Annotated in this window: 25 protein-coding genes and 1 pseudogene; 2 read left to right on the top strand and 24 right to left on the bottom strand. The window is 42.1% G+C overall.

The annotated features are described in order from the left end of the window. The first annotated feature begins 24 nt into the window (after positions 1–24). Complete coding sequence (locus tag ACLTWA_RS17855) at positions 25–1,824, top strand: PrpR N-terminal domain-containing protein (RefSeq protein WP_412329255.1); 1,800 nt, start codon at positions 25–27, stop codon at positions 1,822–1,824. A 232-nt stretch (positions 1,825–2,056) separates the two neighbouring features. On the opposite strand, the gene ACLTWA_RS17860 is transcribed toward ACLTWA_RS17855, so the two are convergent. The 23 genes from ACLTWA_RS17860 to ACLTWA_RS17970 form a co-directional block, all read right to left on the bottom strand. Continuing rightward, a complete protein-coding gene (locus ACLTWA_RS17860) occupies positions 2,057–2,602 on the bottom strand; it encodes a hypothetical protein (protein WP_412329256.1) in 546 nt (181 codons plus the stop codon). A 15-nt stretch (positions 2,603–2,617) separates the two neighbouring features. Beyond that, on the bottom strand, positions 2,618–3,346 hold the full coding sequence (locus tag ACLTWA_RS17865; RefSeq protein WP_412329257.1) for a ribonuclease domain-containing protein: 729 nt from the start codon (positions 3,344–3,346) through the stop codon (positions 2,618–2,620). A gap of 109 nt (positions 3,347–3,455) precedes the next feature. Beyond that, entirely contained in the window at positions 3,456–3,761 is a 306-nt protein-coding gene (locus tag ACLTWA_RS17870; RefSeq protein ID WP_412329258.1) for a hypothetical protein, read from the bottom strand. 153 nt (positions 3,762–3,914) lie between these two features. Beyond that, complete coding sequence (locus tag ACLTWA_RS17875; protein WP_412329259.1) at positions 3,915–4,349, bottom strand: hypothetical protein; 435 nt, start codon at positions 4,347–4,349, stop codon at positions 3,915–3,917. A 1-nt stretch (position 4,350) separates the two neighbouring features. Next, the gene (locus ACLTWA_RS17880; protein WP_412329260.1) at positions 4,351–4,686 is read right to left on the bottom strand and encodes a hypothetical protein; all 336 of its coding nucleotides are present in this window, start codon (positions 4,684–4,686) and stop codon (positions 4,351–4,353) included. Between the two features lie 127 nt (positions 4,687–4,813). Continuing rightward, positions 4,814–6,040, bottom strand: coding sequence for an IS110 family transposase (locus ACLTWA_RS17885; protein WP_412329261.1), 1,227 nt, complete (start codon positions 6,038–6,040; stop codon positions 4,814–4,816). A 932-nt stretch (positions 6,041–6,972) separates the two neighbouring features. Further along, entirely contained in the window at positions 6,973–7,323 is a 351-nt protein-coding gene (locus tag ACLTWA_RS17890; RefSeq protein WP_412329262.1) for a hypothetical protein, read from the bottom strand. Continuing rightward, positions 7,323–8,669, bottom strand: coding sequence for a PAAR-like protein (locus tag ACLTWA_RS17895; protein WP_412329263.1), 1,347 nt, complete (start codon positions 8,667–8,669; stop codon positions 7,323–7,325). The genes ACLTWA_RS17890 and ACLTWA_RS17895 overlap by 1 nt, the downstream gene beginning before the upstream one ends. A 13-nt stretch (positions 8,670–8,682) precedes the next feature. Next, the gene (locus ACLTWA_RS17900) at positions 8,683–9,204 is read right to left on the bottom strand and encodes a hypothetical protein (RefSeq protein WP_412329264.1); all 522 of its coding nucleotides are present in this window, start codon (positions 9,202–9,204) and stop codon (positions 8,683–8,685) included. Continuing rightward, a complete protein-coding gene (locus ACLTWA_RS17905) occupies positions 9,176–9,808 on the bottom strand; it encodes a hypothetical protein (protein ID WP_412329265.1) in 633 nt (210 codons plus the stop codon). The genes ACLTWA_RS17900 and ACLTWA_RS17905 overlap by 29 nt, the downstream gene beginning before the upstream one ends. After that, a complete protein-coding gene (locus ACLTWA_RS17910; RefSeq protein WP_412329266.1) occupies positions 9,805–11,202 on the bottom strand; it encodes a contractile injection system protein, VgrG/Pvc8 family in 1,398 nt (465 codons plus the stop codon). Before ACLTWA_RS17910 ends, ACLTWA_RS17905 begins: the two co-directional genes overlap by 4 nt. Then, positions 11,189–11,806 carry a hypothetical protein gene (locus ACLTWA_RS17915; protein WP_412329267.1) on the bottom strand — a complete coding sequence of 206 codons (618 nt, stop codon included), beginning with the start codon at positions 11,804–11,806 and terminating at the stop codon, positions 11,189–11,191. The genes ACLTWA_RS17910 and ACLTWA_RS17915 overlap by 14 nt, the downstream gene beginning before the upstream one ends. A gap of 25 nt (positions 11,807–11,831) precedes the next feature. Further along, on the bottom strand, positions 11,832–12,353 hold the full coding sequence (locus ACLTWA_RS17920; RefSeq protein WP_412329268.1) for a hypothetical protein: 522 nt from the start codon (positions 12,351–12,353) through the stop codon (positions 11,832–11,834). After that, complete coding sequence (locus tag ACLTWA_RS17925; RefSeq protein ID WP_412329269.1) at positions 12,337–12,579, bottom strand: hypothetical protein; 243 nt, start codon at positions 12,577–12,579, stop codon at positions 12,337–12,339. The genes ACLTWA_RS17920 and ACLTWA_RS17925 overlap by 17 nt, the downstream gene beginning before the upstream one ends. Positions 12,580–12,581: 2 nt before the next feature. After that, positions 12,582–14,249, bottom strand: coding sequence for a hypothetical protein (locus ACLTWA_RS17930; RefSeq protein WP_412329270.1), 1,668 nt, complete (start codon positions 14,247–14,249; stop codon positions 12,582–12,584). Between the two features lie 662 nt (positions 14,250–14,911). Beyond that, positions 14,912–15,967 (bottom strand): zinc-binding alcohol dehydrogenase family protein, encoded by a 1,056-nt coding sequence (locus ACLTWA_RS17935; RefSeq protein ID WP_412329271.1) that lies wholly within the window; start codon positions 15,965–15,967, stop codon positions 14,912–14,914. A gap of 29 nt (positions 15,968–15,996) precedes the next feature. Continuing rightward, positions 15,997–17,151, bottom strand: coding sequence for a glycoside hydrolase family 105 protein (locus ACLTWA_RS17940; protein WP_412329272.1), 1,155 nt, complete (start codon positions 17,149–17,151; stop codon positions 15,997–15,999). A gap of 11 nt (positions 17,152–17,162) precedes the next feature. Continuing rightward, entirely contained in the window at positions 17,163–18,731 is a 1,569-nt protein-coding gene (locus ACLTWA_RS17945) for a glycoside hydrolase family 28 protein (RefSeq protein ID WP_412329273.1), read from the bottom strand. After that, entirely contained in the window at positions 18,721–19,404 is a 684-nt protein-coding gene (locus ACLTWA_RS17950; RefSeq protein ID WP_412329274.1) for a hypothetical protein, read from the bottom strand. The genes ACLTWA_RS17945 and ACLTWA_RS17950 overlap by 11 nt, the downstream gene beginning before the upstream one ends. Before the next feature lie 36 nt (positions 19,405–19,440). Next, a complete protein-coding gene (locus tag ACLTWA_RS17955; RefSeq protein WP_412329275.1) occupies positions 19,441–20,826 on the bottom strand; it encodes an ABC transporter substrate-binding protein in 1,386 nt (461 codons plus the stop codon). A 25-nt stretch (positions 20,827–20,851) separates the two neighbouring features. Further along, positions 20,852–21,697 (bottom strand): carbohydrate ABC transporter permease, encoded by an 846-nt coding sequence (locus ACLTWA_RS17960; RefSeq protein ID WP_412329276.1) that lies wholly within the window; start codon positions 21,695–21,697, stop codon positions 20,852–20,854. Positions 21,698–21,699: 2 nt separating this feature from the next. Further along, on the bottom strand, positions 21,700–22,605 hold the full coding sequence (locus ACLTWA_RS17965) for a carbohydrate ABC transporter permease (protein ID WP_412329277.1): 906 nt from the start codon (positions 22,603–22,605) through the stop codon (positions 21,700–21,702). 193 nt (positions 22,606–22,798) lie between these two features. Then, entirely contained in the window at positions 22,799–24,700 is a 1,902-nt protein-coding gene (locus tag ACLTWA_RS17970) for a sigma 54-interacting transcriptional regulator (protein WP_412329278.1), read from the bottom strand. Between the two features lie 220 nt (positions 24,701–24,920). Between ACLTWA_RS17970 and ACLTWA_RS17975 the strand changes: the two are divergent. Continuing rightward, positions 24,921–25,013: pseudogene (locus ACLTWA_RS17975) on the top strand (transposase); the annotation flags it as partial. 230 nt (positions 25,014–25,243) lie between these two features. Here ACLTWA_RS17975 and ACLTWA_RS17980 read toward each other — a convergent pair. Beyond that, positions 25,244–26,353 carry a methyltransferase domain-containing protein gene (locus ACLTWA_RS17980; protein WP_412329279.1) on the bottom strand — a complete coding sequence of 370 codons (1,110 nt, stop codon included), beginning with the start codon at positions 26,351–26,353 and terminating at the stop codon, positions 25,244–25,246. Between the last annotated feature and the right edge of the window lie 154 nt (positions 26,354–26,507).

The following is a 26,507-nucleotide window of genomic DNA, read 5'->3' on the forward strand; positions in this document are numbered from 1 at the left end:
AAAACCGTAATATTAGGAGAGTTTATGCAAAAGGCGAAAATACTTGTTATTGCACCATATGAGGGAATGGCAGAAATCTTTGAGAATATTTCTAAAAACCGTGATGATATAGAATTGACGACTCAAACCGGAGATTTAGATTCCGGGCGGAAAATTGCAGAAAACCTGGCCCATAAAAACTACGATGTCATTATTTCAAGAGGCGGTACTGCTGAGCTGATCCGGTCCTCTGTTGAAATCCCGGTTGTGGATATATCCATATCCGGCTACGACATTCTTCGCAGTATCAAAATGGCAGAAAGTTACTCGGGCAAGTTTATTATTGCCGGATTTTCCGGAATTACCAAACACGCACGGGTACTCTGTGATTTGCTTCAATATGATATAGATATTATAACCTTTACAAGTGAAGAAGGGGCTCTTGCTGCTCTTCGCACAGCAAAAAATGACGGGGCGTCTCTTGTAATCTGCGATATGACGGGAGCAAATTACGCGAAAATATTAAATATGAACTCTATTCTCATAACTTCAGGTACGGAAAGCATTAACGATGCAATCAACGAAGCGAAAAAACTGGTACATTCCTCCCATCATGTACATAAGCAAAAGAATTTATTTCAGAGCCTTCTCACCGATGAGGACCGGGAGTTCCTGATCTATGATCCTGCAGGTTCTCTGTGGTTTTCAAGCTTTTCCATTGACGGAATGAATGTATCGCTGATGAATGTGATCCAAACATACCTGAAAGCCTTTTTAAAGGTACCCAACCAAAGTGTTGCCAGGCAGATACGCGATAAGGTCTACACCTTCACATGCCGGCACCTCTATATGGATGAGCAAAAATATACAGCCATAATCATCAACCAAAAGCCTGCACTTTTTGATGAAGATGATATTGGTATCACCATTTATAATAAACCGGATACGGATTCCACAAATTTTTCAAACTTCTTTGGAAGCTCCAATAAAATCGGTATCACAGCTCATATCATCGAGGATTACAGCAAAAGCAGCCTTCCCGTTCTAATTACCGGAGAAGAGGGCACCGGGAAAGATAAGGTGGCATCACTCATATACGAAAACGGTCCATACCGCATATCACCTTTTTATGTCATAGACTGTAAATATATCAGCGAGCGTAAATGGAACTATATTCTGAATAATGAGAATTCTCCTCTTGCAGATGTACATTCCACTATCTACATTAAAAATGTCTGCACCCTCTCTCATTCGCAGCTTGAAAAATTATTTAACTACATGGACCATACGGATCTTGCAAAACGGAACCGCCTGATCCTTTCTCTTTTGATTACTAATGAACTTTCACAGGAAGCACTTACTATAAAAAGTCAATTAGAAAAACAGCTTTCCTGTTTAACCTTAAACCTGCTGCCGTTAAGAGAACGAAGTGACGATATACCCAGCATCACCGCTTTGTATCTCCATAAACTAAATGTATCACTTGGAAAACAGATCATCGGCTTGGAAGCAGAGGCAATGGATCTGTTCACTGCGTTTTCCTGGCCCCACAATTTAGACCAGCTGCAGCATGTCCTTAAGGAGCTTGCCGTAGTCACCAAGACCCCTTATATAACCTGTAATGATGTGAAATATTTCCTGGAACAGGAGACACCCCCAGTACATTCACTGCCTTCCACTGACCTGGACCTGACCCAGACCCTGGAGGAAATCAACTATCAAATCATACGAAACGTATTAGCGGAAGAGCATGAAAATAAAGAAAAGACTGCAAGCAGGCTTGGGATAAGCAGAAGCACGTTATGGAGAATCTTGAAGAGTCATAATGGCGGTGTTAGTACATAAGTTATTTCTTTTATTGGTTGTTGTTGTTAATTCTGTATGGAATGGATTGTAAGTCATTTCTGGATTTATTTTCGGGAGGAGAAACGGCAGAAAAAAGAATGGAAGAGGGAGCTACAGATAGGATGATTTTACCTCTCTGTAACCCCCAAATCGGAGGCAAACGAAACGGTTTCGCAGAGTTATGTTTTTTACTGTAAATGAGGTTAAAATTCTTCTTCGCTAGAGCCCCTTTTTATATTATATCCGACCAAAATTGAATTGGCTTAATTTTATCAAAGTCTATTTCACTCTGGCTTTTATCGCCAAACTCAACTTCAAAATAATCCTCAAGATCTTTTCCAAAATATATTATATCCACACCATGCACAGATATTATTGGAGGATTTTTTTCTAAAATCATTGGCATATATCTATGAGAAAAAATAGGTAATAGCTTAGGTGCTTTACTCAATCGTTTTCTCACTTCTTCTTTTAAATATTTTTCATCATCTGGTTCTTTTCCCCAGTCATCACACCAGTATACTTCTTCTGGCATATCATTAATATATCTTATTGGTTGATCAATAATTTGCCTTATATATTCAACATTTTTTGTTTCCATATTTCTCCAATTATAAAATCTTTTTGATACTGGTAATCCCATCATTAAAAATTCTCGCAAGCACACCGGAAATTTGATTTCATAAATTTTCTCTATTTGTGTCATTTCATCAACCGTGAGTCCATTCTCAAATTCAATTTTTTGTTCTTTTAATAAGTTTAAACTTTTTTCATACATAATTCTGTTACCTCTTTATTCTATTTTTGTAAAAGTATCGTAATGATTATTTGTATACCAAACAGAACCATCATTGCCAACTATAATTCTTTCCGTTCCTCTATTTTGTCCTTTTACATAAGGATTAATATCATATTCCTTATAATTAATACCTTCTGGTAACTTTTGTGCACCTTCTTTCGGCATATTTTGGTAAATTTCTTCCCCTTTATATCCTTTTGGTGGCGCACCATTCTTTGCCTTTACTTGGGCCGCTATATTTTTAGCCTTCTCTGGTATTGAAGAACTGCCACCCTTAATACTCTTCTCTACCCCCTTAGTACCAGATCCTTTATTATACTTCTCATCAGCCGCAGGTTTCTTTCCCCCACTTCCAACCGCACCATAATAAAGTATTGCTCCATATGCAAAATTAGATACCCCTTCCGCTAAGACGCTTGAAAACAGCTTACTTTCTTCCTGCCACCTATAAAATGGTTTTGTCTCTATCTTCTCCGCTGTTTCTTTACAATCCGCCCTTAGCATCTTTATCATTTCTGCATTTATTACATTTGCTTCCCAGCCTGTGGCTGCATCCATTCCATTCTTGCACCCTGCGGTTTCTATCCCATTTACCAGATTCTCCAGTGTTCTCGTATCACAGTACGGCATCAGCCGGCCCAACGCTCCCTTTATATACTCCCCCTCCAGATTGTCCTTACCATACAGGGTAAACGTTTCTATCTTTCCCCCATTTTGCTTCATTCGATCCTCTATAAACCGAATCGCTGTTTCATACATTCCCTGATTCAGATACAGGCTTCCATATGGGTTATCCAGTATTTCACGCAGTCCCGGGTATTTCTGATCCATCTCACGAATCAACAGGAGCTGCTTTGCAAAGATCCCATCCTGTTTCTGCAATCAGTTTACTGGCTACCGTTATTCCGATTCCTGGCATACTGATCAGTTTATAATCAAAGGTGAGCAGGATTTTTTCAATTTCTTCATCAACTCCTGCCAGTTCTTCTTTCTGATGCTCTAAATTTCTTACCAGACTCCTTGTGATAAAATCTCTGAATTCCTGGTATTCCCGTATGGTGTTTCCATCATTCTGAACACAGTCCAGAATGAGTTCTGCTTTATCCCTTTTTGTAATATGGATAGGTAAATTACTCACTTCTCTTTAAATTCGCATCTCAAAAGAGAAGCCTCTCTGGCATAAACAAGGACAGAAACTTGAAAAGTCAGTTCTGTCCTTACATCAATATATTTTATAACAGTTTTTAAAGTTTACACAAAATTTGAAACTCTCAACTTAATTGGAAATTTCTTACCAATTGGCATTTTCAAAGTCATTACTATCTAATTCTTTGATGTAAACAGATATTTGAGTGACTTTTCTTGAGATAGGATCTGTCTCCAGAAAAGCACCTTTGGGTGTTTCATAAACCTCTTCAAAATCATCATAGATAAACGTAGGCTCGTACTTTAATAAATCAGATTCTAATGTTCCAACTCCAATATTACCAAACAGTTTGCCTTTGTAATTATCCAATGTGGTTATTTTAAAAAGCTTTCCATTGACTAAGTGAAAAAACAGATACATTGTATCCTTAATTTCATACCTTACCCATAAATTATTCAATAATATTCCTGATACCAATTGTGTATTTTCCAGTAGTTCCCTTGTTTCTTTTATGGTAGAATATAAAGATATTCCTCCCATACCTTCCCAAGGAATAATAGGTTTATTAATATCCACCATCTTAATCTCCCTCTGTAAAAATATTAGTCGCCTTTTCTGTTCCATCTGTTTTATATGTACTTGGATGACCATCAATTATCTTAATCTTACCACTGTCTGTGCTAATCTTGATATATGGCGATTCTCCATGGCGACCACCACCTGGTGATACTTGAACCTGCATTATATTTCTGCCTTCTCCTTTATTGTTAATTGTAATAATCTGTGCACCTGATGATGATCGTGTCGAATTTTTTATATTTACATCATATCCTTCTGCCCTCAACATATCAGCTATTTCGTTTGTCGTTTTTCCTTTAAAAGTTTGTTTTAGTGCCTCAGTATTATTTACATCCAACTTTCCATTGGAAAAAAGCTTTCCCGCCCCCTCAGGTGGAGTACTGACATATCCGACAGGCGGTAAAAATCTTTATTCTATTAAAAAAAATTATAGCACGTCTTTGTGCTGTTTTTAAATAGAAAAATTACTGTTCTTCTTCTCGAATCGGTTCACGGTATTCTGTCTTATTTTTCATCATTCCATACACAATGTTTACCAAACGACGCATGATACAGACCAGTGCCTGAGACTTCGTCTTTCCTTCGCCGATTTTCCGCATGTAATACTCATAAAATACCGGATGATTGGGTATTCCGTTCTTTGGCTTGGAAACCATTGTTACCGCCAGGAAATAAAACAGTCCATGTAACTGGCGATTTCCCTGTCTGGAACTTTGTTCCTTACCTTTCCCAACGAAACTGAACTTTACAGGAGCCACTCCCGCAAATCTTGCCAGCTTGTCTGCACTGGGAAACCTTCGAATATCACCGATTTCTGCAATCAGCTTGCTGGCTATAGAAGTTCCAATCCCTGGCATATTGGTCAGTTTATAATCAAAACTAAGCAGGATTTTCTCGATTTCTTGATCAAGCCCTGCCAATTCTTCTTTCTGGTGTTCTAAATCCCGTACCAGACTTGTTGTGATAAAATCTCTGGATTCCTGATATTCCCGTATAGTATTTCCATCATTCTGAACACATTCCAGAATCAACTCTGCTTTATCTTTCTTGGCAATACGGGATATTTCCTTAAATTCGATTGTTAGGTCTTCTGCCGTTTTTCCCTGCAAATAAACAGGGGATGGGTAGGTTTTCCAGAAATACATGGCACATTTTTCGTCTATCTCGCTGAAAAACTTACTGTAGCTGGGATAGGCCATGGATATCTGCTCATGGAGTCCGTTCTTAAACCGGATACCATCTTTCACCAGTAAATCTCTGCGATTCACCAGTTGTGCCAGTGTCCACTCGTTGTCTTTTAGTTTTGCATCTGGCAAGGTATGTAACTGGTTAATGAGTACCGTTGCCACGCAATACGCATCGTGCTCATCATTTTTACGGAGCATAGGTGCGCTTTTCCTCTGGTCATAAGCCAGGGCAGGATTAATGTCTTTTACAATGTAACCTTTTTCAATCAGCCAGACAGCTAAACTCCTGCCGTAGCCGTATGCATTTTCCAATCCGTAAATGGGTTCAAGCCCAAGATGATTGGATTTTCTGTTTACCTTTTCTGCCAGCTTTTTAAATTCACTGGGCTTGTTTTCTATCACGACTACCTCTAACTTTTCATTCCAACAGTTCACCATAACTGCCGTATGACTTTCCTTATGAAGGTCAATCCCCACATAAAGCAGATTTTCTCTTCTCTGCAATTCTCTCCCTCCAGATCTTGTTTCCAACCAATCAGTTTCTGCACCGGCAACCTCAGATGACAGCGTTAACTCTTCATGAGTCCGCAAGGGGGCGACAGCCTATCTACAACAAACCAATGGGTGAAAGGACAAGTTATTTCTTTTATTGGTTGTTGATGTTAACTCTGTATGGAATGGATTGCAAGTCATTTCTGGATTTGTTTTCGGGAGAAAGAACGGCAGAAAAAAGAATAGAAAAGGGAGCTACAGAAGAAGTATTTTTCTCCCCCTGTAACCCCCCGGCAGCACCATTTTACCATAGAACCAGTTTGATGTAAATTCATGGTTCACCATGAACCATAGGGTAAGCTAAGTTTCTGGTGAAACAGAATCAAGAGACTATTTTTAGTTTGCCCAGTGTCGCAAAATATTGCCCCTGTGTGACCTTTAAAACCGATGGTGGAACATATATGCCATTCAGGCAGTATAACACTTTGGTTGGCAAATTTGAAAAATATAGAATTTTCCCTTTGTACCGGATAACTGTTTGGATTGCTATTGCCTCCTATTCATCTTCCGGTTGCTTTATCAGAAAAAAGTCGCATATAGGCCAGTTTTTCATATCCCTAAAGTCGTATAAACGCAACCATTTATAAATTCCTGAACCGGAAGATTCCCTCCTATTTTGCTCCAAAAGTAGGGTTGAACCATGGGGTCGAAAATGATGCAGGTTAAAGAGCCGGGGGCTAATACTTCCCCGGCTCAGCTTACATCAGCCCGCAGTGCGGACTGAGAGGACTTTTTCCTTGGGGTCAGTTTCTGGGCATTGGAGTCATAACCAGGGTTGCACTTGCAGGGAATGCCCATTTATGCGAAAGACTTAAGAGGTTATAAACGACTACTGCAAAAAGAACCTAAAAACTAATTAATAAAATTAATATTATTAAATATGCTTATAAAAGCAATTTAAGTAATTCTTTTGCCAGCTCTCGACATTGTTTCCATTCATTTGATCTTGTAAGCGCTTCGTCTGTCCATAAATCTTTGTTATTAGACATTTGATCAAGCTTTTCGTCAATTTTATTAACAAGGTTTATCTGTTCAGATGATAACCATTCGTTTTTAAATAATTTAAAAGCATATGGCTTAGCAATATCACTAAAGTCTGATGCTATTTCGTCTGCTACTGCGAACCCTTTAAGTTTGTCAATTTGCTCTGATGCGTCCAGAGAAATTTGTTTGATATTTTCAATTAGTCTATCATAAAACAACATCAATTCCTCAGTCTCTATATTATTGTTCATTAATTAACCCCCTCACCATTTATGTAGTAACGAACTGTCCCAACTTTACCAGTGGAGATTTTAAAGTATGGTAACGCACCATGATGTCCTCCTCCCGGATGATACTGAATATATGCATCTTCATAATGCATACTAAATCCTCCTCCTTGTTCAAATGGAATTCCAGCCTTACCACCTTTTCCCAATGGTCCTACAGACCACCCTTCACTTTTAGCCATTTCAGCAAGCTGATTCGGTGTAAGCCTAGTTACATTACTTGGCATATCAAGAACATCATCCATTGAATTTGCTGCAGTATTCCAAGTAACATTTTCCTTGCCATACTTTGACTTGAAATCTGCATTCCATTTTTCTCCGGACATAGGATTTTCTGCTTCAAAATTTGTTTTTTTATTCCCCGCCCCCTTAGTACCAGACCCTTTATTATACGTCTCCTCAGCCGCAGGTTTCTTCCCCCCACTTCCAACCGCACTGTAATACATCACTGCTCCATATGCAAAATTAGTTACCCCTTCCGCTAAGACGCTTGAAAACAGCTTATTTTCTTCCTGCCACCTATAAAATGGTTTTGTCTCTATCTTCTCCGCTGTTTCTTTACAATCCGCCCTTAGCATCTTTATCATTTCTGCATTTATTACATTTGCTTCCCAGCCTGTGGCTGCATCCATTCCATTCTTGCACCCTGCGGTTTCTATCCCATTTACCAGATTCTCCAGTGTTCTCGTATCACAGTACGGCATCAGCCGGCCCAACGCTCCCTTTATATACTCCCCCTCCAGATTGTCCTTACCATACAGGGTAAACGTTTCTATCTTTCCCCCATTTTGCTTCATTCGATCCTCTATAAACCGAATCGCTGTTTCATACATTCCCTGATTCAGATACAGGCTTCCATATGGGTTATCCAGTATTTCACGCAGTCCCGGGTATTTCTGATCCATCTCACGAATCAACAGGAGCTGCTTTGCAAAGATCCCATCCTGTCCTGAATTGATGATTTTTAATTCTATCCCGGATGCTCTGCAGGAAAGAAGGGATTTCGTTGTTATGATCTCTTTCCCATTTACCGTTTCCCCCTGCGGTTCCGGGTTCTCCCATGTATCATCCAAATTCATTAAGGCTTCACAAAAGCCTCCCGCATAGCAATCCCCAAATGCCTGAATATTATATAATGCCTTACAGTCTTCCACACAGGCTTTCGGCAGGTTATTGACTTCAATATCCCCGGATTCTACATATAAATAACTGTCATAGGAACCGTATGGACAGCGCAGCTTTGCCCCTAACACCAACGGCTCCGGTGGTTCCTCCTCCTTCTCTCCAAACAGCCAGGATAACCATCCCATACCTTACCTCCTCTCATTCTACCATAAACTCTTCGATTCTCATACCCACTACTTCTCTCCGGTATGCGCTTTCCACAAACCTTAAATCTGCCACTATGTATTGTCCTTTTATCCCTCCAAAGCGGAAGATCGGACACATCTGTATCTTCTTTGCACTCAGGATTCCGGTAATGATCTCGCTCTTGTCTCTGCTTAACTCACTTTTTTGATCCAGACAATCAATCTCCGGCAATTTGGGAATCTGGTAAAAAGCTGTCCTTTTGTTTATCATATCGAAAAGGGTTGCATATTTAAACCGGATCTCCGGACTGTACAGGCGGATAAGCGCCGCAAATTCTTTAGAAACCATGAAGCAGGGAGAGCAGACCAGATCCATAAATGGGATTTCCACGTTCAATCTCACCTGAAAATGGTTCTGTCCGGAGAGTTCTTCATACATCCGGCTGCCCGACATGCCTGCCCTCATCTGGGTATACCAGTCCAGAAAGCCAGGCTGTGGATTCTGGTCATCCGCATATATTCTGAAATACCTCATCTCCCGCCTCCTCTCCCAAAGTAAAGAGTACATCCGCCTGGCCCATATATTCCCCGAACAGTATCTGCACACGCTCCTCCATGTCTACCCGTTTCGGCAAAAAGTTGGCCTCCGGAATGACCTCCTCTAGCATTGACTGTATAAAATCCCTGGCTATCCCATGATAATAAGGTGCATAGGCATAACGGATATAATCTGCCTCGTATTCACGGATTCTCGGTATATGTTTCCCAATCTCCTTCCTGATTGTTTCCACATCTTCCTCAAATAAATGGTATATGCTTCCGGCATCCCAGTAAGAGGTTGACTGGGCAGTATCACTGTAAAATCCACAATCCATTAAGTCTATCCGGATAAAATACCGTTTTAAAAATATGCTGCTATACAAATAGGAAAAAAGAATATACCCCATTTTCCCCTTTTCTCCCCTGTTCTGAAGGATCACAGCTCGTTCCACTGCCTCTCTGAATGCTTTCAAAAATCCATGAACCGTATCCCTGCTGTGTTCTTCACAGAACATGGCTATATTTCCGCTGCTCTTAAAAAACTGTTCCGGCAGAATCTCGTTCATTATTTTTAGAATTTCACTCTTTCTGTCTATCATTGTATTCTGAACTTTCCTCCCGTGAAGGTGATATCCTTATCTATAGAAAGGCCTGCGCCCCCCTGTCTGATATCCACCCGTTCAGTTCCTGCTATGACAAGAGAAGCATCCTCGCTGGATAAAGTCATAGTTCCTCCTGATGTGATGGATATGTTTTTACTGCTTTTAATCTGTATCCCCTCCCCGTCTTTTATTCTGATGGACATCCCCTGATTGTTTGTCAATTCCAGACTGTCCGGCGTAAACAGCAGTTCTTTTCCATACTTTGTCTTAAAGGACTTATGATCCGGATTTTTCCTGTCATTTCCGGTTTCCATATGTACTGAGCTAATCACATACCCATGTTCCTCTGAATGATCAGGAATCTGTAAGCGCACCTTGTCTCCAGGCTCCGGCATACAATACCAGCCCGCACCATCCGGCGAAGAATATCCGGTGGAATAAGGAAACCACCTGGTTATCTCCTGACCGGTATTTTCATCACCCGTCAGTTCCACCCTTACCATATCAGCCAGCACTTCTCTTACAGTTCCAAGGAACGATCGGCCTGCATGACTTTCATTGACTATCTGCATAGTATGCATCCCATTCATTGGCCGCAGAATATAGGTGTGTGTCAGCTCCCCATGCCGGTATTCGCTATGGATCCGGCAGACATAGCCGCCTTCGTTCCCGATTGTAAGCCGGTCCCACAGGTTATAAACCTCCCTTGACGGAATGCAGTATTCCAGATAATCCTGCTCCATGAGGGAACCCAGTCCATTTGAACCTTGCTTCATAAAGCTTCCCACATGCTTGCTGACACTGCATCCTACGGTCTCAGGCAGGTAATAGGTGTCATAATTCGCACTTCCCACATAATAAAATGCTCCCTCTGTAGTAATTGCCGGTGTGACCGTAAGTCCGAAGCGGCTGGCGATCCGTCTGATAAACTTCCAATCCGTTTCTTTATACTGCAATAAAAAATCTACTGATACAGAAGCCAGTTCCCCCTTTTCCTTTCCCCCTGCCTTATCATAAGTTTGATTTATGACATTCAGCACATCCAGATAAGTCATGCCGGTATTCTGAAAAGAGCGAAAATGAACCAAAGAGTCCATAAGAAAAGTCCCACTCTTTAGAATCAGCGTAAGACGGGTGGCATGGAACTGAGGTTCCAAAGAAAAACCGGCAATAATTCCTGTCATCAGGTCTCTTTTCCCCTTACCTTCCTCTTCTGCGGTTACTGTTACCCATATAGGTTCCAGCAGCTTCCACTTATAATCATCTTTATTCTCATCACAGATGCAACCACTGATAAATGCAGTTGCATGTTCCCCAACCGCCTGGTCAATCTCAAACCGGTCCAGCGTCAGAAAATCAAAATGCGAAATATGTATCTTATCTGCTATCATTTGTACTTTCTCTCCTTCCTACAATTTCTATGTACTCCAGTGACTTTATCACCGGTTCTTTCCATTCATCATAAAAGCGCATTCTGCAATTAAATGTCCCTGCCAGCAGATACATATTAAGATCAACCAGAAACTGCAGGTTATATGTCTCTTCATCCAATGTAAAATTCTTATATTCAAACCACCTGCCCTCTGCCCCTCCCGGGCAGACTTTCCCTTTATCATAAAATACTGTTTCGGGCGCATGGAAGCGTACCGCATCCTGCATTTGATGAATGAGTTCTTTTAATGTTTCATACTCTCCGATGTCATCCCGACTTAACAGATGAAATCCAAAATTTTCATCATAACCCGGGCTGGTCAGCAATATCGGCGGGCGATAGCTGCTTATATATCTGACCTTTGCAATTTTCTCCGGCATTTCTATGAAATTCTCCGGAATCAGCGCATTTACCTTTCCATCAAATAACGGAAATGGGACAAACTGTACTCTTTTCCCACGTATGGAAGGTCCATCCGTCAGCAAGTCATACGAGCTTATGCTGTTTTGATAAAAGCCTTGTAAGCGGATAATTTTTTCATCCACATAATTTCCCTTTTTCATACACTCCCCCTACAGGTTTCCTGTTCTACCTGACTGAATGTCCGCTACTGACCCTTGAATAGGCAGACTTTTTTTCAGGAATCTCCAGAGACTCCATGATTTTCATCAACTGCTCCTTTCCTGCCCGGTCCTCCATAAAGCATCCCATGGTACCAAGCATCATGCAGTTATTTACCGGAAAGACATACATAAAGTTTCGCAGTTCTCCTTCCTTACCAGATGTGCGGAAGGAAAACCATCCGCAGGTTTCCTCCCCTCTCTTCACTAGCCGGGGTTTGCTTAACAGGCAGGACGGATAAAGGCTGACGACGGCCTTAGTAATGGATTGAATGACGTTCTTCACCTGTATTCCGGCCAGTTTCTGCTCTTTGAGCAGAGAAAACGTACAGAACCTGCACGTATCAGCATCTTCCAAGATAATCTGGGGCCTGTCCTCATAAGGATACATCAACTGCTCCCTGCCGCCTTCCATCGTCCGGAAGGAATCGGGAAGCAGCACCGTCAGCCTGCCGTCAAAAAGGTATGATTTTTCACCATAGCTTCCCATTTTCAGCCTCCATTTCCTGATTTCTCTCGTTAAGTTGTCTCTTTATCTCCTCTCTGCACCGGTCGAAGGATATGGAAACAGGCGGAAGTATCATTTCATTGTGTTCTGATACGAACTTCTCCATCTGTTTGGGGACTCTGTTTTTAACTTCCCCCGCAGATAGCTGGTTCATCTTATCAATCAGAGGGCTTTTTCCCACGGCTCCATTTATAACGGAATATGACATGTTTATTCTCCTTTCATTCTTCCTGCAACAGGGCGAAATCCCAAGGCAATCTGGGACAACCTGTCCGCTTCCCCGCTCTGCGGTATGGCTGAGAGGACCTTCACAATGGACGGTCCAAACTCATAGGTACTATCTTTATCCTCCGCTGAAAGTTCTTTTAACTTAAGCTGTAATTTTTCTTTTTCCTTCTCTTTTATTTCTTCTTTCGTATAAGCTGTTTTAACCTGATTTCCCTGACCGGAGCCAGGTCCGCTGACTGGAATGTCTGTCTTTAATTCATCCAGATTTGTAAACACACTATATTCCCCCATAGAATCCAGGTTATGGCAAATGTTTACCACGGCCGGACTTCCCAGTTGCCTTTTCACAGCTGTAATCTCAGCAGGCGCTTTCAGTTCAATCCTGGCCCCATGCAGAGCTACCTTTCCTTTTGCCTGAATCAATACCTCCTTACTGCTGCGTATTATACCGCCCATGCCATCCTGTATGGAGATTCCGGTCTTACCGTCATCTGTGGACAATTCCATATCCGATGGCTTAAGCACCATTTTTTTCTTCGTATTTGTAGTAAACCAGCGAATTTCCGGATTTTGAGTTTCCTCACACCTTTGCCCGTTATTCCTCATGCAGTGAACTCCTATTGCTTCCTGTTCATCCTCTCCCGGAATCAGAAGACGGATCCTGCTTCCTGTTTCCGGCATGCAGTAAGCCATATTTCCATGCTCCGGAAACCAGGGGTAAAGATACGCCCTGGAAGTATCCTGTTCTTTATCAATATCCAGGTGGATTTTTATTGCCTCTTCTTTTCGTTCTAATACCGTACCGGCAAGAGAAATCCCCTTTATATGAGGATTATAGACAGTTGGAAACTTGTTATGGTTCTTTCCCGCCAGTCTGCAAGTGCAGCCTAAAACTCCTTTATGTAGATTCAGGATAACTTGATACGGCCACAGAATCTCTTCCCCGTAGCTGACACATTGACCCAGATGAAGAATCTGAGCCGTTTTCACCTCATAATAGGCAGCATTCCTGTTTCTTCCATGTGCTTCTTTCATAGATTCCGGATCCATGCACCACCGTTCTTCTGATACCTTTAATTCCAGTGGTACCTTGTTTTCCTGAAAGCCAAGATATATTCCCCTATCTTCATAATCACTTGCTACAATGACCGGGAGATGCAGATGCGATGACAGCCTCAGAAGAAATTCCCAATCCGTCTCTTCATACTGAATAAAAGGTTTTATGACAGCATTATCTTTAGCAGAACATAGCAAATCAAAGGAATTCTCCTGGCTGATACTTTGGACCAACTCTAAAATAGACTTACTACAGTCTTGGAACGACCTGCTTTTTTTCTCCAGATCCATGAGCCAGGATAAAGAATAGGCAGAAAGATATAGGATGTCATAGGATGAACCCTTTTCTACCCGGATTTTACTAATTACTCCGGAAAAGAGCAGGATATCTTTTTCCATCTTTTCGGAACATATCATGAGAGGCTGGTTATTCAGCTGCTCATAAGATAACTCCAGGCTTCCCGGCTCTAGCTCTGCCGTAACCTCAGCCATTGCATGGGTACCTATGCTTTCTCTGATAGAAAGATGCAGGATCCGATTTATGCTGATGTTGGACTTGATCTTCAATTCACCATATGTAATATACTCTTCCATATTTAAGCTCCTCATTATTCAGTGTTTTTTCTGCATCCTATAAGAACTGGTACTTATGAATTTTCTGTTGCTGTAACATTTTACTCCCGCTTTTTTGACTGTTTTCTATTTTTCATTATAATAATACCTATTCTGCTGCACTTCTTATACAGGATAAAATATCTGCAGTGCCGTTTTTATATCAACTATTTAAAATTATTCTTATAAGGTTGAAGCAGTAATCATTCGAGTACAGATATAAAAAAGCCAAGTTCCTAAATTTTTTTAAACATTAATGTACTTTTCAGGAAGATGCCTTGCTTAAATAATTCCTATTACTAATATAAAACAAAAATCGACATAAAAGTTTATAATGTAAAAAATAACCCTTTAAATGTAATTATTGGCAGCCAAATAAGGCACATAACTATAATAAACAAAATACTTTAGACAGCAATTTAAGGGTAACGCCTGCCTGTTTTTCATGGTCTCATTTACGCACACAGTTTTAGGAGTAAAAATGGCATACTTTCACTTTGCCACCCGAGAAGGCACTAAAGTCCCTATAAAAGCTTCTATATCGTATATTTATTCTCTCCGATGGAAAAAGCCGAAAAAAAGACGCTCTCAACTTAAAATTGAAAACGTCTTATCTGCTCCTTTTAAAAAAATTTTCTATGTATTCAGAAATTCTGAAAATCAATCATCACCTTAAGCATATCTCCGCTGCTTGCATCAAAATCCCGAAAAGCCTCTGCCGCCGCCTCCGCCTGATATACATTGGTAATTACCTGCTCCAGCTCCAGCTTTCCTTCCTTAACCATATGGATGAGCTCAATAAAATCTTTTTCCCTGGCATTCCGGCTCCCGAACACATTTAATTCCTTTTTCTGTAAAAGGGTGAAGTTAAAATCAAGATTCTTCTTTCCAACTCCAATCAACACCACCTTACCGCCAAACGCCGCCCCGTCCACTGCATTTTGAAACGTAGAGGGAAGACCTACCGCTTCAATGCATACGTCAAACCCATTGGTCTGCTGCATCTTGTTCCCCTTGCTCACACCCGTGATTTCTGCAACCGCAGCCTCAAAATTTTCCCTGGAATCATTTAAGATCGTTCCTGCAAAATGATATTGATTCTGTACATAATCCAGCTTCATAGGCTGCACATCACTGATATAGACTTCCCCTCCCAATGCTCTGGCTGATACCGCCGCCAACACACCAATGGTACCCGCTCCGATTACAAGCACCTTATCCCCTTTTTTGATTCCCGCACGCTGTACCCCATGGTAACTGATGCATAACGGTTCAATGGCTGCAAGTACCTTGGGAGAAAGCCCCTTTCCATCATAAACTCTGTCCACTGGCATCGTAATATACTGGCAGAAGGCCCCATCCCGCTGACAGCCCATGGTCTGGTTATCCATACAGGCATTCACCATTTCATGGCGGCAGCTGTAGCAGGTATTACAGTTGAAATAAGGATTGCAGGTCACAATCATACCGGGCTTAAGTCCTCTGTCATTTGGGTCAATCTCCACAATTTCAGCACTGAATTCATGTCCCGGAATCCGCGGATATTCAAAATAGGCAAAGGTTCCCCGGTAAGAGCCCAGATCACTGCCGCAGATTCCTCCATATAGTATTTTTAAAAGAACTTCTCCCGGTTTTTTTACCGGCATCTTTGTTTCACAGATTTCCACCTTACCAGGTTCCCTGATATAAATTGCTTTCATATGTTTTTCCTCCTGCATCTGGGGCCATATCAATACCTGCCGTTCCAGATTTCCACCTTTGGAAAATCCGCAGGCATTACAGGCTTTTCCTTTTTCAGCAAAAGCCACTCACCATATACCATCATGGCCGCTCCCACGCCCTTTTGTTCGTCCGCTACAATTTCTTCTTTTAAATAATAATCCACACTGCCATCCCGATAACGGTTTTCCGACGGTCCAAGCCCCGCCCCTTTACAGATACCGGTCAGTTGAAGCCTTCCGTCCTTAAGAGAGAACATGTTCGTTTCCACTCCGATTAAAATCTCTTCTCCCTTTCCCCGGTAGACCTTCTCATCTAAAACCCCCAGCCGTACTCCCTTTAAAATTCCATACGCAAACATGAGAGAGGCTGAAGTTTCCAAATAATTTCCTTTTGTGCCTCCCAGTTCCGTCAGCTGGTAAAACAATCCGCTTTCTTTATCCTGATAGCTAAGAAGCCCATCAACCGTCTCAACCAGCAGTTCCGCCAGGCGTTTTCGGCATTCCTTTTCTCTTTCCGGAAACAATTCCAGACAATCGGCAAGGGCCATTACATACCACCCCATGGCCCTGGACCAGAAATTCTTTGACAATCCGGTTTTCTTATCCGCCCAGAACATTTGCTTCGACTCATCATACGCATGATAGTAAAGCTTTTTTTCTGAATCGTATAACCGGCTTCTTACATGATTGAACTGCTGTAAAATATCTTTGTATCCCTTTTCTCCTCCTTTCAGATTTTCATAAGAAAGGTAAAAGGGCATACCCATATACAAGCCATCCAGCCATATCTGGTTTGGATATATTTTTTTATGCCAGAAGTTTCCGCTCCTGGTGCGGGGATGATGCTCAAGCTGCGTTCTTAAGTTTTTAATTGCCTTTAAATATTTCTTCTGGGATGTTTTTTCATATAATAAAAAGAGAACGAGCCCCGAAGGAATCCTGTCAATATTGTATTCCTCTTTCTCATAGCCTCTTATATTTCCTTCTTCATTGACATAACGGTCAATATAGTTCTTTATACAATCATAGTAAAAGTCCTCACCGGTTGCCCGGTATAACTGACCCGCTCCAATCAGCACACAGCCGTCCTCATAATTCCAGGAATTCCGGTCCAGCCGGTTGAATTCTTGTAAGTAATTTTTGATATAACGTTCAAAGACCATTTTATGTTCTCCTATTCCTGATTCCTGATACGGTCGATATTCTCCAGCAAAAATGCCTCTCCTTCATACCCGGCTGCCTTTACCTGGTTCAGCTCCAGACTGCAGACATTATTGATAAACAGCCCCATACGGGTACACGGTTCAACACCGGCCAGCAGATCCGGATACCCTTCCTTTGGCTTATCCGCAAAAGTAATGGTAACCCGGTCAAGGACCAGTCTTTCAATTTTGGATTCGGGAAGTCCGTAGATATAAGAAGCCGCCACATGAGAATCCTCTGCAAGGATGTTGTGAAATTCCAGGGTGCCGATCCGGGGAGTCTTTTCGTCCACCGGCAGCTTTTCTTTGGATTCCACATATTCCGAATGCCCATCCGGATCGCAGCACCAGTAATAGGAATTTACAACAATGGGGGTCATCACGCCCTTCATCCGTATGTTTTCAAACACAATTCCATGGATGACCGCATCTTTTCCCCTCCCCCGTCTGGTTTTTATCCTCAGCCCCCTTTCTGTATCTTCAAAAATGCAATCTCTGCAGACCAGATTGTAAATTCCTGCAGCCATTTCACTGCCAAGAGTCAGTGCCCCATGTCCGTATTTCATATAACATTGCCGGAATTCCAGATTTTGAGAAGGGACCTTATACTTTTGCCCCATGTAATACTTCCCTGATTTTACCGCCACGCAATCATCTCCCAGGGAGAAGAAGATTCCTGCTGCCAGAAGTCCATCTACAGATTCCGGGTCCATTCCATCGGTATTGGGAGATGTCCGGGGATTTATAATCTTTAGATCGATCCACCTGGTATGATTGCTGAAATAAGGGTGGATATTCCATGAGGGACTGTTTTTAAAAGTAAGCCCCTGCACCGTAATGTTTTCACAGCGATTCAGGAAAATCAGGCGGGGACGCCACGCTCCTCCGATTTTTGTTCTTCCCTCCTCCTGCCACCAGTTATCAAACGATGCATTTCCATCTAAGGTCCCTTTCCCTGTAATCACCACATTGGAGACTCCGATTCCCGTAATAACAGAAGCAAACATATCCAGAGGGTTGCCTTCCCAGGTTCCCAGATTGTATTGTCTTTCCCCGTCATAAGAACGGATCATTCCGGGAAGAATGGGAAAATCCTCTCTTTTTGTATTGGCAGAAAGAACCGCCCCCTTATCCATGTCTATGACCAGATCACTTTTTAAAAACAGTGCGGTAATCCGGTAAGTCCCTTTTGGAATCCATACTCTTCCCTCTTTGGGGCAGGCATTAATGGCCGCCTGAATGAACAAGGTATCGTCCTGTTCTCCGTCTCCCCTGGCCCCAAAGCGCCTTACATCAAGGGTCACATATTCAGGCTCCGTACAAAACGACAGTTCCTCTGACTTATCATCTCCGCTTTCCAGCCGGATCCGGTAAGACCTATGAGGCGCCAGCCCTTCTATGGTCTGTACCGTCCGGTCTGACTCCAGTATTTTCTTCCCATTGAGAAATATCTCATAAGGTCTCAAAGAATACCATATGCCAAACTCAACCAGTTCAATTGTTATTTTCCTGGAAGACAGAAAAATAATATTAAATTTCATAATAGGGCCTCTCCTTTTTCAGCTTTTCGTATTCTTCACCGGCCAGCCTGACAAATAGATCTTTTAACTCCCTGCCATCTCCCCTTACGTCCAGTGCTTTCCCAGTCAAAAGAATGGCCTTTGCAATGGGTCCGTATAATTCATGTTCTAAAATCTGCAGCCTTACTCCCTTAAATAGCCCATAAGCAGTCATAGCCTCCTCCGGCCGGAAGGAAAGGCCCCCTTTCCACTGTCTTTTGCAAACAACCGCTCCCTCCTGCAGGCGGCAGGCAAATGGCTCTCTTTGATCATAGGCTTCTTCCTCCATCAGTTCATAGCCGTCTGCCATTGCCGCCATGTATTTTCCAAATTGTTCTGCCTGTTCATCCGAACCTGCTTTTCCAGGAAAATACGGCACCTGCAATGCCGACACCTGCTCACAAAGCCGGGAATAGCCGGTTCTTCCATTCCAGTAAGTTTCATAATAGGCCCGAAACGGCAGAATCTCCAAAATCTCTCCCGCTTCAGCTTTTTTACATGCCAGTCCATTGACCGCTTTCATGAGCTGCCCCAATCCGGCGCTCCCCCATTTCACTTTCAGACTTTCGTGCAGCCTCCACACCTGCCAGAGAGTATCGGGAGCTTCCTGCAATTTTTCCTTCCAGTCGGAAGCGTCAAAATCCTCATAATCCATATTATTATTATCCTTCCAGCTTCTTTGCCTGCCATTTTATCTGGACAGATATTCCTTTTGCATTTCCGTCAAATCTTTCGCCCATCCCTCACATACTGCTTTTGAATCCTTGTCCCCATGTAAAACCGCCTGGAAATCAGCGGTAATATTGGTTTTTGCATATTCATTATAGCCATCGAGCCAGACAGGAAACTCTGCAAACTGTACTCCCTGGTCCGCAAATTGGGCATAGACCTTATAGTATGGATTTTGGTCATACCACTCCTGCTCATAAACCCCCGTATTTACCGGAACCCGTCCTTCTGTTACATCTGCATAGCCTGCACCTTCTGCCGAAGCCAGATATTGGGCAAACAAAACCGCTTCCTCCGGGTGTCCGGTATTTTTAAAGACCGCAGAGCCCATAAAGGAAGGGGCCTTGCATACTGCTATCCCATCTTTCCCCGCCAAAGGCTTTACTGCCATCACATTGCCTTCCCCCAGATTTTTTTCATTCTCCGCAACAGAGGAGGAATTGTGCATCATGTACTTTGCAGTTCCCGATCCAAATTCCGCAACCATTTCCTTATATCCATTGGAAATAGCATCTACAGACACCAGGCCCTCTTTATAAAGGTTAGCATAGACATCAAGTCCTTCTGCAATTTTGGAATCACTTAAGGTACTTGTCCCGTCTTCATTAAAAAATTTTGTAACTCCGGCATAGGACATTATGAACATGAATAAATTTTCAGCAGAACCGGAGCCTCCCCGCAGGGTAAAATAATATTCCCCGTTTTCTTTATCCGCATACCTTTTACAGTACTCCACCAGCTCATCTATGGTCTCTGCAGGCTCTATGCCCTGTTCCTCATGCCAGGTCTTATTATACCAGGAGGTTTCCTGGGTCATGCCATAACCGAGCATATACAGCTTGCCGTCTCCTGCGAGAAACCGGGCTGATTCTATGATCTGGGGAAGCATCCGCTCCTTTTCCTCCCACTGGTCAAAAGCTCCGTCAAGCTCCAGCAATGCATCCTGTGCAGCCAGAGTATACACATCCTTATTGGATATAGTACATACATCCGGTGTTTCCCCCGTAACAATAGCAGTATTATACTTGGTCATATAAGAATCTGCTGCAAGCCCCGTATATTCCACCGTAATCCATGGATATTTTTCCTCAAAGTCCTTAATTATGACCTCAAACATGGGATTTGAAGTGGTATTTCCATCTCTGTGCCAGAAATTAATCGTTACCGGCTCCTTGTCCTGACCACTTCCTGAAGGGTCTGCCTGCCCGTCTGCCATCCTGGTACCGTCCCCTTCTGTTTTGGTAACGGCAGTCTCAGCAACCACCTCCGTCTTTGTGTTCCCTGTACATCCCGTAACCCCCGTCACCATACTGAGTGCTAAAATAGCTGCTGCTGTTCTTCTTCTCATAAGATTCTCCTTTTTGTAAAAATATTTAACCTTTTACGGCTCCGGCCGATAAACCGGAAACCAGGTATTTCTGGATATAAGCAAATAACAATATTACTGGAATAAGTGCCATGACACAGCCTGCCGCCAGACTTCCATATGCCACGGTAAATTCCCCCTTCATAAGCTTGAGACCAATTGGAAGCGTAAAATATTTTTCACTGCTTAAAAAACAGAAGGCATATACATACTCATTCCAGGAGCTGACAAAGGAAAATGCACCTGCTGCCACAAGCCCTGGGGCGATAGTGGGCACCACCACACGGGTCATTGCTCCCATTACGGAGCAACCGTCGATCCAGGCCGCCTCCTCCAGAGCCGGAGATACCCCCGACACAAAACCGCCTATCATAATCATACAGAATGGAATACGGACTGTGGCATAGGTCAAAATTAAAGAATGAGGAGAATTTACAATCCCCATATTTCTGAATATTTCAAACAGAGGAATCATCAAAACCACACCGGGAAACATTTGGGAAATCAAAAGAACCAGGTAGGTGATCTTTTTCCCCTTAAATTTATACCGCGCGATGGCATATCCCCCAAACAGAGAAATCACCGTACAGATAACAGTACTGACCACCGTAACAAAAACACTGTTCCAGAAATAAATGTCAAAGCCCATATTTTCCCAGATATACTTATAATTATCAAAGGTAACCGGCGAAGGCCAATACTTCAAAGGCAGCTTCATGATCTCTGTTTCCGGCTTCAATGAAGTAACAATGGTCCAATAAAGAGGAAACACCGTGATAATGAACAATACGGTCAGCGGAATATTCACTGCAAAAATCCGCACCAGTCTTTTTTTTGTCTTTTGACTTATCATGACTATAGATCTCCTTCCTTTCCAAATCTTCCTGCCGCCACATATAAGACCGCAAATGCAGCCAGAATCACCGCCATCACCGCCGCCATGGTGCTGGAATACCCTATATCCAGGCCCTCGTTAAACTTTGTCATCAGGTAATGAGGAAGTGTCATGGTGGCATTATTGGGGCCCCCATCGGTCATGCCCGCTATAATGTCCACAATATTAAAGGTCCATATGGTCCGCAGCAGCGTGGTCAGAATAAAAGTATTCTTTATTAACGGCATGGTTATCTTCCGAAACTGATAAAGGTGATTCGCCCCGTCCACCCTGGCCGCCTCATAATAATCCTCCGGAATGGATTGAAGCGCTGCCAGAAAGGAGACTGCAAAAAATGGAATCCCTCTCCAGGTCGTCGTAAATATTAAAGTGCCTCTCGCCAGTGCCCCCGTTGAAAACCATGAAATTCTCTCATGAATCACCCCGGATCTTAAAAGAATGTCGTTGATTACTCCCGTCTGTCCGGTAAACATATAACTGAAAATCAGTGCCACCAGCATTCCGCCAAAGGCCCACGGAGAAAACACGATCATCCGGTAAAACCGCCTACCCCTAAATTCCGTATTCATTAAGAGTGCCACCAAAAGCCCGAGAATGCATTGAAAGAACACATTATAAAATGTCCAGATCACAGTATTTTTCAATGCCTTATAAAACAGTGGATCCATAAGGAGCTTCGCATAATTATCCACCCCTACCCAGCCGTAATCCCTGGGCCTTGTCAGAATATAATGATGAAAACTGTTATAGAAGGTCTTAAAAATTGGATAAAACATAAATATAGCAATTACCGCCATTGAAGGCAGAACCATAAGATAAGGTATGGTGCGCATGTTGATAAAACCTGTTTTTTTCTTTTGCTGCATATTTTCCTTCCCCTTCCAATCGTATTTCCTAAGTTAGATAAATTATATAGACACAAAAAGGAATGCACTATAGTCACATTGACCAACAAGTGCATTCCTTCCTATGAATTACCAACATATATTTCAGCTTTTTTCCGTTTTTATTTCAACTTGATCCTTTCACCTGATATCTGTCTTTCAAATTGAAATTTTTTTAATCTGATAAACCATATTTTTTCATTTTTCTCCACAGAGTCGTAAGACTGATTCCCAGCTCCCTGGCCGTTTCATTGCGGTTCCCCGAATATTTCAGCAAGGTACTTCTAAGAAGGGTTTCATAGGCATCCTTTCCCCCCGCCGTCAGATATAAGCCATCCTCATCTAAAATCTCATCCGGATACATCTCCTGAAGCAGATCCTCCACCATGTGTTTTTTTATGGTCCGTTTTTCAATGGTAAGCACCATACGTTCAATAAACCGCTCGATCTGCAGTCCGCTTCCGCACCAATTGTAATGCTTGAGAAATTCCATCGCTTCTTCTGTCAGTACCTGATACCTGGAATACTGCTGGGTATACCGTTTCAAATATAAATTTACAAAATTAACGATGTCCTCTCTCCGTTCCTGAAGAGGAGGAACCCGTAAGACCAGACCGGAAAATATATAATAAAAGGTAAATGTAACCCGATTGTTTTTCCGCATTTGAAGCAGGGACTCGGTGGAGGTTACGATCAGTCTGACATCCAGAAGCTTCATCTCCCCATTCCCAAGCCGTACCCCGGAATTCTCTCTGACAAAACGGCATAATGCCGATTGCGTATTGGCAGAAGCAAAGCCGATTCCTGTAATGACCAGAGTCCCTCCGTCGGCCTTTTCAAGGGCCCCCACGACTCTCTGACTGTTGCGCTTTTCCTCCCCGCTTCCAAAAAGCATCTCCATCTGACGTTCTTCCGAGAGGCCCACCATACTGGCAATGACGTAAGGCCCGGATTTTCTCAAGCTGTAATTATGAATTCCCTGACAAAGGCTCTCCCGGTCATCACCGGTCTGCCCTTCTACCATAAGTGGCGTATCTGACTGTGCATACAGCCTGGCCTGATCAATCAACCGTATCATCTTTTCAGACGCATAGCATATATCCTCAAAGGTTCTGGAAGCAATATATCCTCCCCTCCGTTTCGTCTCCTTTCTCTCCTCCCCGGCCTCATCGCTCTTTTTCACCTTTTTCAGGGACAAATAGGCCCCTGTTATTTTTTCTTCTATTACAATGGGAGACAGAATCAGAACCGTTGCCCTTCCATTCACATTCAGAAACGAAGAAAAACTTTCGTTCGGGCTTTGAAGAACCTGATGAACCAAATTCATATTGATGTCCTTAATGGCCTCTTTAATATTTTTTCCAAGTATCTCCTCCTGTCCCTTATTTAAAATCCCTTCCATAACGCGGTTCATCATGACCACCCTGCCATCGGTATCAATTTCAAGCAGACCGTTAAACATGCTGTTAAGCAAAGAACTGACCTGAGCCTCATTGCGGCACTTCAATTCATGGGCATAGCACAAAGCCTCTGCCTGATTAAGGGCAAGCCGTATGGATTCCTCTGTGGAAACAATGGGCACCATCGGCAGCTTTATGTACTCCAGCTGGTTTAACAGCTCCTGGGGCCCCATAAGGACATGAACGTCCCAATGCTCCGCTCCCCTGAGCACCAGTTCCTTTTCCTGCAGGGAATCATAATAAAAGGTTTTTATTTTAACTCCATATAAAGCCTCAAAATGAGAAGTGTCACAAAACATACTTCTCAAGCCCACAATACCAACAGAAAGATCGGGCCTTCCAACCAGTTCCCTGGCCTTTAAAATACTAAGCCCCATCTCCTGAGCCGTCCACACAATATCAACCACCGGTATGTTCACCAGATAACGGATTCTGGCCGCCTGACTCCCTCTTGCAACAATGACGCTTGCCCCACCTTTTACGGCCGCCTCGGCCTCTGCCTCTAAATTTACATTTAAGAGCCGCTTGCATTGAATCACCTTGAAACAATCTCTGCAAATTTTCTCTGAAATCTGAACAAGCTCAAATGCAGGCAGAAATACAACTATTCCTGACATCATTTCCCTCCATAAAAAACTGTGGCCGCACGAAGATTCTTGTGTTATTTTACCATGAAACAATCATAAAATCAGCAATAATTGTATCTTTGTACCAATATTTTTTAGAAAGAAAACAGGAAATTTTTTTCGATAATCTGTAAAACAGAGAAATCAGGGTTTTGATTGTCAGGAATTTACATACTTATGAAACTTGCTCTGCAAACGGAGCTAAAGAAAATTCAATAATAAGATTAAGGTATTAAAACGAAGTTCTTATGGAATCCGGAATTTCAACCGTTTTCGGACCCGTATACTTCACTGTACCTCATAGAAAAACCAGTCGGGATATGGAGGCTTATCTGGCATGCCCAAAAGCTGTACACAATAGAAAGATTCATCAAAACGGCTTTATACATAAGCGTGGGGTGGGATTCAAAGAATCCCACCCCAACAATTAACAAAGAGCTTTATTTTTTATAATAAATTTAAGCAGAATAATATTTGAATTGTGAGATAAAAAATATTTGCCTCTACCCCTTTAGCCTGCAAGATATTTCCTATTCATCTTCTTCCACTGGAAATAAGTAAACCATAAAAATGGGTAACTGTCAGTGTTTTGCTGTTCTGTTTTATAAATTCAGTGATCTTATTCTGTCTGTTGCAATAGTGCTCTGCATCCTTTCTATCCATTCCGTGATTCATAAGCTGTTCAATCACCAATGTTTGCCGGTCATTTGCTTTTTGCTCACAAAACTCATGTGATTTAATAAAATCTGTTACTTTTTCGGTATAATCTATATCTTCTGGTGAAATAAAACAAACCTTATCACTCACTCTAATATCGATATACTTCAATCCCATTTGCCTCATTATTTGAGGAACCTTCATACCAATAGAATAGTCCCTTCCTTGGTGCCTTAGTTCAGTATTCCACATTTTCCTAAATCCCGGATGTTCACATAAGTAGTCATAATTCATACCTTGAATATAAAGGCCTGCATTTTCCAATTCTCTGTTAATCTCTACACATACGACCAAACCACCATTCTTTGTAAATGAAATCATTTTTTCAAGAAACAGATGCGGATTGTCAATGTGCCTTAATACTGCCTGGGTAATGACAAAGTCATATTTTATTACAGAATTATATGTCAGCACATCGTCACAAATAAATTGCACATCATAATCTCTGCTACAAAAAGCAATCCTCCCCTCATTTACAAGATTTTCACTGAAGTCAATTCCTGTGTAGGTACTACCTTCAGGCATAAGGGGCATAAGCATACTGCTTAGAAAACCATAACCACATCCACAATCCAAAACATTAACCGGGGATTGTATTTTCCAAACCTTTTCTATTAAGAATTGCAAGTAATCTTTATTCCATAAAGAATCCCTGGTCCCTTTTAAATATTCCAGGCGTTCATTCCAATAATCTTTAGTCCCTGTTTCAGAAGGGATATAAGTTTGTGAAGGTAATGGCTTTAATCCCAGCAATTCATCTACCGTTACATCAAAGTACTGCGCCAACTGAGGTAAAAGCGTTATATCGGGAAAAGTCACATTTGTTTCCCATTTGCTCACCGTTTGATAGGCTACACCCAGAACCGAGGCCAGTTCCTGTTGGCTTATTCCTTTATTTTTTCTAAGTTCTGCGACCATGATCTTCATCTGCCAATACCCCCTGGATTTGATATATTGATATTAACATAAGAAGCTCATATATAAAATAACGCAATTTAAGAGTTATCTCCCTTTTTAAGTGAGTGAACCGAATCCGTCTAATTACAAAAGCAGAAATGCTGCATGCAAAGCGTATTCACAT

The sequence above is a fragment of the Lacrimispora sp. genome (genome assembly GCF_046972725.1).
Classification (GTDB): domain Bacteria; phylum Bacillota; class Clostridia; order Lachnospirales; family Lachnospiraceae; genus Lacrimispora.

Excerpts from the sequence above, each read along its gene's own strand:
- ACLTWA_RS17915 (WP_412329267.1), bottom strand. The coding sequence starts at position 11,806 with ATGAAAAAGGGAAATTATGTGGATGAAAAAATTATCCGCTTACAAGGC.
- ACLTWA_RS17950 (WP_412329274.1), bottom strand. The coding sequence starts at position 19,404 with ATGGATTATGAGGATTTTGACGCTTCCGACTGGAAGGAAAAATTGCAG.
- ACLTWA_RS17900 (WP_412329264.1), bottom strand. The coding sequence starts at position 9,204 with ATGAGGTATTTCAGAATATATGCGGATGACCAGAATCCACAGCCTGGC.
- ACLTWA_RS17920 (WP_412329268.1), bottom strand. The coding sequence starts at position 12,353 with ATGGGAAGCTATGGTGAAAAATCATACCTTTTTGACGGCAGGCTGACG.
- ACLTWA_RS17935 (WP_412329271.1), bottom strand. The coding sequence starts at position 15,967 with ATGAAAGCAATTTATATCAGGGAACCTGGTAAGGTGGAAATCTGTGAA.
- ACLTWA_RS17960 (WP_412329276.1), bottom strand. The coding sequence starts at position 21,697 with ATGATAAGTCAAAAGACAAAAAAAAGACTGGTGCGGATTTTTGCAGTG.
- ACLTWA_RS17875 (WP_412329259.1), bottom strand. The coding sequence starts at position 4,349 with ATGGTGGATATTAATAAACCTATTATTCCTTGGGAAGGTATGGGAGGA.
- ACLTWA_RS17930 (WP_412329270.1), bottom strand. The coding sequence starts at position 14,249 with ATGGAAGAGTATATTACATATGGTGAATTGAAGATCAAGTCCAACATC.
- ACLTWA_RS17980 (WP_412329279.1), bottom strand. The coding sequence starts at position 26,353 with ATGAAGATCATGGTCGCAGAACTTAGAAAAAATAAAGGAATAAGCCAA.
- ACLTWA_RS17955 (WP_412329275.1), bottom strand. The coding sequence starts at position 20,826 with ATGAGAAGAAGAACAGCAGCAGCTATTTTAGCACTCAGTATGGTGACG.
- ACLTWA_RS17925 (WP_412329269.1), bottom strand. The coding sequence starts at position 12,579 with ATGTCATATTCCGTTATAAATGGAGCCGTGGGAAAAAGCCCTCTGATT.
- ACLTWA_RS17905 (WP_412329265.1), bottom strand. The coding sequence starts at position 9,808 with ATGATAGACAGAAAGAGTGAAATTCTAAAAATAATGAACGAGATTCTG.
- ACLTWA_RS17970 (WP_412329278.1), bottom strand. The coding sequence starts at position 24,700 with ATGTCAGGAATAGTTGTATTTCTGCCTGCATTTGAGCTTGTTCAGATT.
- ACLTWA_RS17855 (WP_412329255.1), top strand. The coding sequence starts at position 25 with ATGCAAAAGGCGAAAATACTTGTTATTGCACCATATGAGGGAATGGCA.
- ACLTWA_RS17890 (WP_412329262.1), bottom strand. The coding sequence starts at position 7,323 with ATGAACAATAATATAGAGACTGAGGAATTGATGTTGTTTTATGATAGA.
- ACLTWA_RS17860 (WP_412329256.1), bottom strand. The coding sequence starts at position 2,602 with ATGTATGAAAAAAGTTTAAACTTATTAAAAGAACAAAAAATTGAATTT.
- ACLTWA_RS17910 (WP_412329266.1), bottom strand. The coding sequence starts at position 11,202 with ATGATAGCAGATAAGATACATATTTCGCATTTTGATTTTCTGACGCTG.
- ACLTWA_RS17965 (WP_412329277.1), bottom strand. The coding sequence starts at position 22,605 with ATGCAGCAAAAGAAAAAAACAGGTTTTATCAACATGCGCACCATACCT.
- ACLTWA_RS17940 (WP_412329272.1), bottom strand. The coding sequence starts at position 17,151 with ATGGTCTTTGAACGTTATATCAAAAATTACTTACAAGAATTCAACCGG.
- ACLTWA_RS17895 (WP_412329263.1), bottom strand. The coding sequence starts at position 8,669 with ATGGGATGGTTATCCTGGCTGTTTGGAGAGAAGGAGGAGGAACCACCG.
- ACLTWA_RS17865 (WP_412329257.1), bottom strand. The coding sequence starts at position 3,346 with ATGAAGCAAAATGGGGGAAAGATAGAAACGTTTACCCTGTATGGTAAG.
- ACLTWA_RS17945 (WP_412329273.1), bottom strand. The coding sequence starts at position 18,731 with ATGAAATTTAATATTATTTTTCTGTCTTCCAGGAAAATAACAATTGAA.